This window comes from Flavobacterium piscis (genome assembly GCF_031457575.1).
GTDB classification, from domain to species: Bacteria; Bacteroidota; Bacteroidia; order Flavobacteriales; family Flavobacteriaceae; genus Flavobacterium; species Flavobacterium piscis_A.
This window is the reverse complement of sequence record NZ_JAVDWQ010000028.1, coordinates 16,852-27,553: the sequence shown is the minus strand read 5'-3', so window position 1 is coordinate 27,553 and position 10,702 is coordinate 16,852. Positions and strand designations below refer to the sequence as shown.

The following is a 10,702-nucleotide window of genomic DNA, read 5'->3' as shown; positions in this document are numbered from 1 at the left end:
AAAAAATAGTTTATAAATCGTTTAACAAAAATCAATTGCGGTTATCTTTCGAGTAACGCGATACCTCGAGGCTCTGCCTCGGGGTAATTCATTTATTTTCAGATTTGCAATGATTGCAGTAGCAACTGAACAATTTATATTTTATAAAGCTGCTACAAGTTTTAGCTGGATGATTATTGGTGGCGTAGTAATAGGTTTATTAATTGGATGGCTTTTTATGAAAGCCCATAAATATTTGCCTACTGATGCTAATGTAGACATCGTGCTTTCATTACTAACTCCCTACATCATTTATCTTGCTGCCGAACAAGTACATAGTTCCGGTGTATTAGCAGTAGTATGCGGCGGTCTGTTGTTGTCTAATAACAGGCATCGCTTTCTAAACAGCAAATCCCGTTTGCAGGGAATAAATGTTTGGGAAAGTTTTTGCTTCATATTAAACGGATTGGTTTTTATGCTGATCGGATTAGATTTACCTCAAATTACTAAAGGGCTTGAAGAAGCAAATATTAGTATATCAACAGCAATTGGATATGGTATATTGATTACGTTTGTCTTGATAATAAGCAGAATACTGTCTTCTTATGGTGCTGTAATTTTCACACTCATTTCCCGCAATTTCATGACTGTTGCTGACAGTAGAAATCCTGGCTTAAAAACACCTTTTATACTTGGATGGACAGGAATGCGGGGTGTTGTTTCATTAGCTGCAGCGCTATCTATACCTGTTTATTTAAATAATGGCAACGGATTCCCGCAGCGTAATCTTATTTTGTTTATCACTTTTGTTGTTATTCTTCTGACCTTGCTAATTCAAGGATTGACCCTACCTTATTTTATAAGAAAAATTCAATTTAATATTATCGATGACACTTTGCCCCGGGATGAAGTTTATAATAATATTCGACAAGAATTAGCTGAATATGCTTTACATTATTTAAAAACTAATTATAACAATGAGGTAGAAAGCAACACTTCATTACAGCATCTTGTTCAGAAATGGGAACAGTATAGTACAGGAATTGATGATGAAGCTATTGGAAATGATCTTAAAGTTATCTATCTCGATTTATTAAACAGGCAAAGACAATGGCTTATAAATAAAAACAAAGAAGATCAAACTTTAGATGAATCAATTATTCGCAGGCAAATGCATTATTTAGATATTGAAGAAGAGAAATTGCGATATATTTAGAACAACTTTTATAGACAATCCAATACCTGAAATCTGGAGAGGAATAAGTTTGCTTGTTATTTGTTGGCAGACTGAAAGTCTGCAAGGTTGTAACACTATTTATTAACCACAAATTTTTACAAATTGATTAGTGCTAATTCGTGTAATTTGTGGCTAATCTTTTTTTAGAAGCTAAAGCAATATTCACTAAAGTATATAATTCAAACTATAGCTGAAACCAATAAAGTTTATTTTCTAATCCAAAGTAAAGCAAGGCCTTACAACTTTTTGGAACCTGAGCTGCCCTACAGATAGTAATCAAAAAAGCGAAACTCTAAAATTAGGTTTCGCTTTTATTTTTAAACAAAAATGATTTATCACTTATTCACCACTAATATGAAGTTCATTAAACTCTTTATCAACTATTAAAAAATGATTCAATTCAAGGCTTGTCGGATCAAATTCGACTTTTTCATTATCAATCTCTATTTCAGTAACCTTAAACGGTAATCCAATTAAGTTGATTTTATATTTGCTGTAAGGCGTATCATACTTACCTTCTTTATGCAACTGAATGATTAGCTCTTTTTCTTTTCCAATCGTTCGGAAAGATAAAAAGCTGTAACGCCCTTTTTTATAATCGTAGCCATCCTGGGCATCTTCATATACTACAGATTTCTCTTTACCAATTTTATAGTACAAATCAAGTGTCAGTTCGTCAAATTCAAGTTCACCAACATATTGCTGCACGGGATATTTTGGAATAATGGCTCCTGCTTTTACAAAAAGCGGAATCTCATCAAATTTAGTGTCAATCCAGACTTCCCTGCCTCCTGTTACAAATTCATTTGTCCAGTAGTTATACCACTCTCCTCTTGGAATATACATTCTCCTTCCTACAGCATTAGGTTCCAGAATTGGGCAGACTAAAATCTGTTCTCCAAAAATAAATTCGTCGTTTCTATAATGTGTTTGAGTATCATCCTGATCGTAATAAACCAAAGGTTTCAGCATTGGAATCCCTTCTTCTATATATTGCCAGAACATCGTGTACAAATAAGGTAGTAGCTGATAACGCAGGCTGACAAATTTTCGGGTAATATTGATCACTTCCTCATCAAACGCCCAGGGCTCCTGATTTCCATGATCTCCGGAAGAATGTGTTCTGCAAAAAGGGTGAAAAACGCCTAACTGAATCCAACGTGCGTATAATTCGCCTGTTGGCTGTTCTGCAAAACCTCCAATATCCGAACCTGTAAAACCCATTCCGGAAATACACATTCGCTGCACCTGAATATTAGCTATCCATAAATGTTCCCAGGTTGCTACGTTATCACCAGTCCATGATGATGTATAACGCTGTGCCCCTGAATAAGCGGATCTTGTAATTACAAAGGGACGTTTTGGATAGGCAAACCGCTTCACACCATGATAGGTTGCCCTTGCCATTTGGGTACCATAAATATTATGTGCTTTTCTGTGACTGCACGGATTTCCATCATAATCATGACGTACATCCATCGGAAAAGTTTTATTTGGAACCTCCATAACAGCAGGTTCATTCATATCATTCCACACTCCTTTTACACCAATGTCAGATATTAATTCCTTAAATAATCCTGCCCACCATTCGCGAACTACCGGGTTTGTATAATCGGGAAAATTACATTCGCCTGGCCAGACTTTTCCTTTCATGTAAGGACCATCAGCTCTCTTGCAAAAATAATCTTTCTCTAATCCTTCCTGATACACCCAATAATCCTTATCTATTTTGATTCCGGGATCAATAATTACTACCGTTTTAAAGCCATCTTCGGCTAATTCAGCGACCATTTTCTTTGGATCCGGAAAATATTCCTTATTCCAGGTAAAACATCGAAAACCTTCCATATAATCGATATCCAGATAAATAGCATCACAGGGGATTTTTAATTCCCTGAATTTAGAGGTGATTTCTTTTACTTTACTTTCAGGATAGTAACTCCATTTACATTGGTGGTAACCCAAAACCCAAAGAGGCGGTAACTCCGGTTTTCCTGTCAAGTCTGTGTAAGTAGTCACTACGTCCTGCATTTGCGGGCCATAAACAAAATAATAATTCATTTCTCCACCTTCAGCCCAGAAACTTGTCACATTTCTCCTTTCGTGACAAAAATCAAAAAAAGTCCTAAAAGTATTGTCAAAGAAAATACCGTATGATTGTTTATTCTGCAAACCAATATAAAACGGAACTACCTTATATAATGGTTCCTGATCTTTTTGATAAGCATATTGGTCTGTAGCAAAATTTTCTACTCTCTTGCCTTTTAAGTTCATTTGAGTCGCTTTATCTCCAAGACCGTAAAAACACTCTCCGTCTTTTGAAGATTTACTCATTTTTACAATATTTCCGCCATATTCATAACTTTCTTCCCAATGAAATCCAAGTTCATCCTCCAGAATCAGTTGGTCATTCAAGTCAAAAATAGACAAACGAAGATCTATTTTCTGAATTTTACATTTTACCTTACTGGTCCTGATCTGAAAAAAAGTTTCTTCTTCTGTAAGTTCTAGAAAATTATAACCATGTAGCTGAGTTTTATCAATAGCATACGAAAAATCATTACTAAAATAGCCTTTGGTAGTAAATCTAAACCGAATCAAACTATCCCTAAGAACAGTAACTTTTAAAATTACCTTATTGTCCGTATTGAAAAAAATGGAATCACCCTGGTGCTCAAACGACACAATTTTTGATGGATATAAATCTCCTTTGTATTCTAATTGTGTATTTACAATCATATTGCTAATGAATTAATTAAACCTACTCTACTTTTCAAACATACAAAAAAACTAAGTAAGCCCCTATGAATATTAGGTTTATTCACGAAAACGTTTTTTCTGACTGAGTGATAAATTCCATATCAAAAAATCAATAATTCAGTAATTTATAACTTAGAAAAATGGTAAAATCTCAGTGTTAAAAGAAATGAATTATTTATTCGAAAGAATAAACCGTAACACTTAAAGGCGGCAAAATTAATTCGACAGAATAATCTCTGCCATCATAAGGCGAAGATTCAATTTTTAAAGTTCCTGAATTGCCAACTCCGCTTCCGCCATAAAGTGGTGAATCACTATTAAAAATTTCTTTTAAATTACCGCTTTGAGGAATTCCAATTCGGTAATTTTCCCGAACAACCGGAGTGAAATTGCATACAACTATTACATTTTCCTTAGGATTATTTCCTTTTCGGATATAGGATAAAACGGCATTCTGATGATCGGAATAATTAATCCATTCAAAACCTTCTCCGGTAAACTGTTTTTCATACAAAGCCGGATACGATTTATACAACTGATTCAAATCGGTAATTACTTTTTTTATTCCTGAATGATAATCGTATTGCAGCAAATGCCAATCCAGACTGTTTTCAAAATTCCATTCGGCACTTTGTCCAAATTCAGCGCCCATAAATAACAATTTCGTTCCGGGATGTGTGAACATATACCCGTAAAGCAATCTTAAATTAGCAAATTTCTGCCATTCATCTCCAGGCATTTTATTGACAATGGATTGTTTTCCATATACCACTTCATCATGTGAAAAAGGCAGCATAAAATTTTCGGTAAAAGCATAGGTCATCGAAAAAGTCAAATCATTTTGATGGTATTTTCTATATATGGTATCCTTCTGGAAATATTGTAAAGTATCATGCATCCACCCCATCATCCATTTCATTCCAAAGCCTAAACCACCTGTAAAAGTGGGTCTGGAAACCATCGGAAAAGAAGTACTTTCTTCTGCAATTGTCTGAACACCTTCAAAATTAGCGTAAATAACTTCATTAAATTCTTTAAGAAAACTAATAGTGTCCAGATTTTCCCTTCCTCCATAAATATTAGGTTCCCATTCACCTTCATTTCTGGAATAATCCAGATATAGCATGGATGCTACTGCATCGACACGTAAGCCATCAGCATGATAGTGCTGTAGCCAAAAAACAGCATTACTAATTAAAAAAGCACGGACTTCATTACGACCGTAATTAAAAACAAGGCTTTTCCAGTCCGGATGGTACCCTTTTCTACGATCCGGATGTTCATATAAATGCGAACCGTCAAAGAATCCCAAGCCATGTGCATCATCAGGAAAATGTGATGGAACCCAGTCTAAAATTACACCAATACCCGCCTGATGCAATTTATCTACCAGTACCATAAAATCCTGCGGTTTACCAAAACGGGAAGTGGGAGCAAAATATCCAACCAATTGATAACCCCATGAAGGATCATAAGGATATTCCATAACGGGCATAAATTCTACATGGGTAAAACCGGTTTCTTTTACATACGCCACCAAATCATCGGCCAATTCCAAATAAGTCAAAAAACGATTATGATCTCCACGTTTCCAGGAACCTAAATGTACTTCGTAAACCGAATATGGTTTGTTTAAAGCATTGTGCTCAGATCGCGATTGCATCCATTTTTCGTCTTTCCAGTTGTAATCCAAATCCCAGACAACCGAAGCTGTGTGAGGTGGTTTTTCGCAGTATAAAGAAAAGGGGTCTGCTTTTTCGGTTGCAATTCCGTCAATATTGGACTGGATTTTATATTTGTAAACAGCACCTTTGGTTAAATGTGGAATAAAACCTTCCCAAATCCCTGAAGAATCCCATCGCACCTGAAGCAAATGCTCGCCTTGCGTCCAATAATTAAAATCCCCTACCACAGAAACAGATTGTGCAGTTGGCGCCCAAACGGCAAAATAAACTCCCTTCACTCCATCAACTTCAACTAAATGTGCACCTAGTTTTTCATATAATTTGAAATGTTTCCCCGCTTTGAATAAATCGATATCAAAATCAGTAAATAGAGAATGTGTAATAACGTTGGACATATGTTGAGTTCTTAGTAATTAGTGGTTAGTACTTAGTAATTAGTCCTTAGTACTCAGTTGTTTTTTTTGATAAGTAATAATTTGTTCTTAGTAATTCGTTCTTAGTCGTGGTATCATATTAAAATTAATAGCATTATTTATGAAAAACACTTAATGAATTTTTCCTACTTAATGTCTTAAGCTAATCCACTAAGGACTAATTACCAAGGACTAACAAATTAATCTATTCGAAAATTATCCGGAAGAATTGCCCCTTTTTTGATAACAACTATACCGTCTTTGATAGTATATAATTCATTGGTAAAATTTTCTAAATGCTTACCCCCGTTAATATGTACATTGTTTCCAATGCGTACATTTTTATCAATCAAAGCATTTTTAATAAAACAATTCTCCCCTATACCAACATGGTTTTTATTGTTAGCGGTGTCCTGATTCATTTCATCAAGATCCTGATAAAAATCATTACCCATCACATACGAATGCTGAATTACTGTTCCGTTTCCAATTCTGGAACGTATGCCAATTACAGAACTTTTAATTTCCTGGGCATTAATAAAACACCCTTCAGAAATTAAGGATTGATTGATGTTTGAATTTCTGAATTTTGAAGGTGGTAGCAACCTTGGACGCGTAAAAATTTTATTCTCGTTATCGAACAAATTAAACTCAGGTATATCTGCTGTTAAACCAATATTTGCTTCGAAAAATGAGTCAATATTTCCAATGTCTGTCCAATAGCCTTCATATTGATAACTTAAGATTTTGTGTTTTCCAACAGCTTGCGGAATAATTTCTTTTCCGAAATCTTTAGTATCCGGATTAGCCATCAAATCTATTAACAATTGGCGATTGAAAATATAAATTCCCATTGAGGCCAAATATTTTTTTCCTTTCGCCTGCATTTGCTCGCTTACTTCAGATTCCCATTCCGGCAAAAGTGAAGCATCCGGTTTTTCGATAAAGGCTTCAATACAACTTTCATGATTCGTTTTCAGGATTCCAAATTCCGGTGCGTCCTTAGCATTTACAGGCAAAGTCGCAATAGAAATAGCAGCATCTGCTGCAATATGAGCATCCAGCATTTCATTAAAATCCATTTGATACAACTGGTCACCTGAAAGAATTAAGGCATATTCAAAATCATGTTTCAGGAAATGTGACATACATTGACGAACAGCATCAGCAGTACCCTGAAACCAGGTTGGATTATCCGGAGTTTGCTCAGCAGCTAAAATATCAACAAAGGACTGGCTAAAAATACTAAAATTAAAAGTGTTTTTAATGTGTGCATTTAACGAAGCCGAATTGAATTGCGTCAATACAAATATTTTAAAAATATCAGAATTAATGCAATTGGATATCGGAATATCTACTAATCTGTATTTTCCTCCAATCGGAACAGCTGGTTTAGATCTTGTTTCTGTTAATGGATACAGACGTGATCCCTGACCACCACCTAAAATAATAGCAACTACTCCCTTTTTGTTAACTTTCATTTTTTTGAATTATTTGGTTATATATTTCGATATATTCTTGACAAACTCTTTCCCACGAATGGTCAATTGCCATTCCTTTTTTTCTTATTTTATTGAATTCTTCAGCATCAGCATACAGTTTTACGGCTCGGTTAATTGAATAAGAAACATCTCCAACCGAAGCCTGGTCATGGCAAATTCCGTTTCCATTATCACCAAAATCAATTACGGTATCGCGCAGACCGCCGGTTCTTCTCACAATCGGAATTGTTCCGTAACGCAAAGCATACATCTGATTTAATCCACAGGGCTCCACTCTTGATGGCATTAAAATAAAATCAGAACCTGCATAAATCAAGTGTGCTAATTCTTCATTATAGCCAATAAAAACATTGTAATTTCCTTTATGATCATCTTTTAATTGTAATAATTGAGTTTCAATCTCCGGATTTCCAGATCCTAAAATCAGGATATTTATGTTTTCAAAATTCTCAGATAAAGCTAACGCTGAAGCCTGAGGCAAAAGATCACCTCCTTTTTCATCAAACAATCGTCCAATAAAACTAAATAGTGGTTTCGTTGGATCTAAATCAAAACGTTCGCATAATTTTTCTTTATTTTTTTGTTTTCCAACTTCAAAATTCTGAATAGAAAAGTGCTGTTCGAGCATTTTATCTGTTAATGGATTCCAGACTTCGATGTCTATTCCGTTTAAAATACCTATAGATTTACTGCGGACCTTATTAAATAATGATTCCAGTCCATTTGCTGAAATATTGATTTCATCCAGATAACTAGGAGAAACAGTCGTAACTGCGTGGGCACATTTAACCGCTACGGCTAACGAGTTCAGGGAATTATCCCACTCTAAAAAACCGGCATGACGTACATCAAATTCAGGCAGGTAATTCATTTTATCATAATCAAACCAACCCTGATACAAACCATTATGAATGGTGATAACCGTTCTTATGTTACTTAATAATTCGTATTTATAGCTGTATTTAAGCATAAACGGAATTAGTCCGGTATGATGGTCGTGACAATTAATGACATTCGGAATTGCATTCTCAGCCAAAATCCAGTCTAAAGCAGCAATTTGAAAAGACAGGAATCTTTCTATATCATCTTCATATCCATATACATTTGGTCTGTCAAATAATTCTTTAATTTCAATCAGGTATAATTCATATCCTAATTTATCAGTCGCTTCTTTTAAAATACTAAATGGAAAATCAAAATTCCCTAATTTGACAATACCGGAATATACATTTTCAAAAACATTTTCGTTTTTAAACTTTGTATCATAAGACGGAACTATTACCCTAACCTCATGCCCTGCATTTTGTTGATATTTTGGCAATGCCCCAACAACATCAGCTAACCCCCCCACTTTTGCCATTGGATAACATTCTGCACTGATATGAAATATTTTCATTTATGACTACTATTTAAAAAATTGTGCTAACTAAATTTATATGCAAACTGTTGTTATTTGTGGTACTTTTATGTTTTTTAAATTTAGGAAAAAATAAATAGAATACAGCCCTAAAATAAAAATTATCATTATGCCAAAAAAAACACCAAATCCTACAAAATCCTTAAAAATCCCGTTGATTATTCTGGTTTCAACCAAATTATGTGCACTTATTTCTCGTAAACTAGTAGTAATTTATGCCGCAAAACTATTTACAACACCCATTAAGCATAAACTTCCCAAAAGAGAATTGAAAATGGATTGTGAAAGCATTCAGGAAACGATTGAGGTTCCTTCAATAAATAAAAATATCACCGTTTATGAATATGGAAAAAGTGATAAAAAAGTAATGTTGGTTCATGGCTGGTCAGGACGGGGGACACAATTATTCAAAATAGCTGATGTTTTATTGGAAAATGGATATTCTGTAGTAAGTTTTGATGCACCGGCTCATGGAAAATCAGAAGGAAAATCAACTATTATGTCTGAATTTATTGAATCAGTATTGGAAATTGAAAAACAATACGGTCCTTTTGAAATTGCTATTGGCCATTCGTTGGGTGGAATGTCAGTCTTGAATGCCATTAAAGATAGTCTTACTGTAAAAAAAGCTGTAATAATTGGCAGTGGCGATATTGTACAGGATATTTTGGATGATTTTATTTTTAAATTGAGATTAAAACCCGAAATTAGTATTCGTTTGCGTGATTACTTTGAAACCAAATATCAGTTAAAAATGGATGACTTTTCTGCTTATAAAGCGGCCAAAGAATTAGAAATTCCGGTTTTGGTTATTCATGACAAAAATGATCCGGAAGTGCCCGTAAAAGCCGGAATTCATATTCATGAAAACCTTCAAAAAGGCAGTTTATTTTTGACCGAAGATTTGGGACATCGAAAACTTTTAGGAAATCAGGCAGTTATTCAAAAAATTGTTGAATTTATTCAACTTTAATAATTTTGAAAGATGAATCTATTTGAGGAAACCAGAAATTGGGAAAACGATTTAAAACCCATTTTAAAGAAATACAAGGGAAAGAAACATCCTTTGGATTATGAAAATACGTATCAATTGCTGGTAATGGTTGTGCTGTCAGCCCAGGATTCTGATGCCAATATAAATTCTATCTCACCTGCTCTGTTTGCAAAATTCCCAACATTAAAAAGTATATCAAAAACCGATGCTGAAACGTTTATTCCTTATGTAAGCAAAGTTCGAAATCATGCCATCAAAACCGGATGGCTTTTAGAAATTGCAAAAACCATTCAAAATGATGAAGACATTCCGCTGACCATGAATGGGTTAACAGCTTTAAAAGGTTTAGGAAGAAAATCTGCCAATGTTATTTTAAGAGAAACACATCAGCCTGCCGAAGGAATTATTACCGACCTGCATGTAATTCGGGTTGCTCCCAGAATTGGAATTGCACAGGAAAACAAAGACGGCAACAAGGTTGAAAAACAACTGATGGAAGTGCTTCCCAAAAAAATATGGTCAGAAATCGGCATGGCCATTTCATTTTTAGGCAGGGAAATCTGCCGGCCAAAACCCAAATGCGAAGAATGTCCTTTGACTTATTGTTGTCATTATTTTTTACATCTTAAAAAAGGATACTGATACATTTTTGATTTAAATGATTATTGTAATCTAAAAATTGAAAAAAACATAATGAAATCTTCCTTAAATTTTC

At 34.5% G+C, this 10,702-nt stretch carries 7 protein-coding genes; 3 read left to right on the top strand and 4 right to left on the bottom strand.

Annotated elements, in window-relative coordinates; genetic code table 11:
• The first annotated feature begins 109 nt into the window (after positions 1-109).
• Entirely contained in the window at positions 110-1,195 is a 1,086-nt protein-coding gene (locus J2W48_RS22440; RefSeq protein WP_310284372.1) for a cation:proton antiporter, read from the top strand.
• A gap of 360 nt (positions 1,196-1,555) precedes the next feature.
• On the opposite strand, the gene J2W48_RS22435 is transcribed toward J2W48_RS22440, so the two are convergent.
• The 4 genes from J2W48_RS22435 to J2W48_RS22420 all read right to left on the bottom strand — a co-directional run bounded on the left by J2W48_RS22435 (position 1,556) and on the right by J2W48_RS22420 (position 8,972).
• Positions 1,556-3,955 carry a glycoside hydrolase family 31 protein gene (locus tag J2W48_RS22435; protein WP_310284370.1) on the bottom strand — a complete coding sequence of 800 codons (2,400 nt, stop codon included), beginning with the start codon at positions 3,953-3,955 and terminating at the stop codon, positions 1,556-1,558.
• A 196-nt stretch (positions 3,956-4,151) separates the two neighbouring features.
• Entirely contained in the window at positions 4,152-6,056 is a 1,905-nt protein-coding gene (gene glgB / locus J2W48_RS22430; protein ID WP_310284369.1) for a 1,4-alpha-glucan branching protein GlgB, read from the bottom strand.
• A 218-nt stretch (positions 6,057-6,274) separates the two neighbouring features.
• Positions 6,275-7,555 carry a glucose-1-phosphate adenylyltransferase gene (locus tag J2W48_RS22425; RefSeq protein WP_310284368.1) on the bottom strand — a complete coding sequence of 427 codons (1,281 nt, stop codon included), beginning with the start codon at positions 7,553-7,555 and terminating at the stop codon, positions 6,275-6,277.
• Positions 7,545-8,972 carry a glycogen synthase gene (locus tag J2W48_RS22420; RefSeq protein ID WP_310284367.1) on the bottom strand — a complete coding sequence of 476 codons (1,428 nt, stop codon included), beginning with the start codon at positions 8,970-8,972 and terminating at the stop codon, positions 7,545-7,547. Before J2W48_RS22420 ends, J2W48_RS22425 begins: the two co-directional genes overlap by 11 nt.
• A 130-nt stretch (positions 8,973-9,102) precedes the next feature.
• On the opposite strand from J2W48_RS22420, the gene J2W48_RS22415 reads away from it, so the two are divergent.
• Both J2W48_RS22415 and J2W48_RS22410 read left to right on the top strand, forming a co-directional pair.
• The gene (locus J2W48_RS22415) at positions 9,103-9,966 is read left to right on the top strand and encodes an alpha/beta hydrolase (protein WP_310284366.1); all 864 of its coding nucleotides are present in this window, start codon (positions 9,103-9,105) and stop codon (positions 9,964-9,966) included.
• Between the two features lie 12 nt (positions 9,967-9,978).
• Complete coding sequence (locus tag J2W48_RS22410) at positions 9,979-10,629, top strand: endonuclease III domain-containing protein (protein WP_310284364.1); 651 nt, start codon at positions 9,979-9,981, stop codon at positions 10,627-10,629.
• The last annotated feature ends 73 nt before the right edge of the window (positions 10,630-10,702 follow it).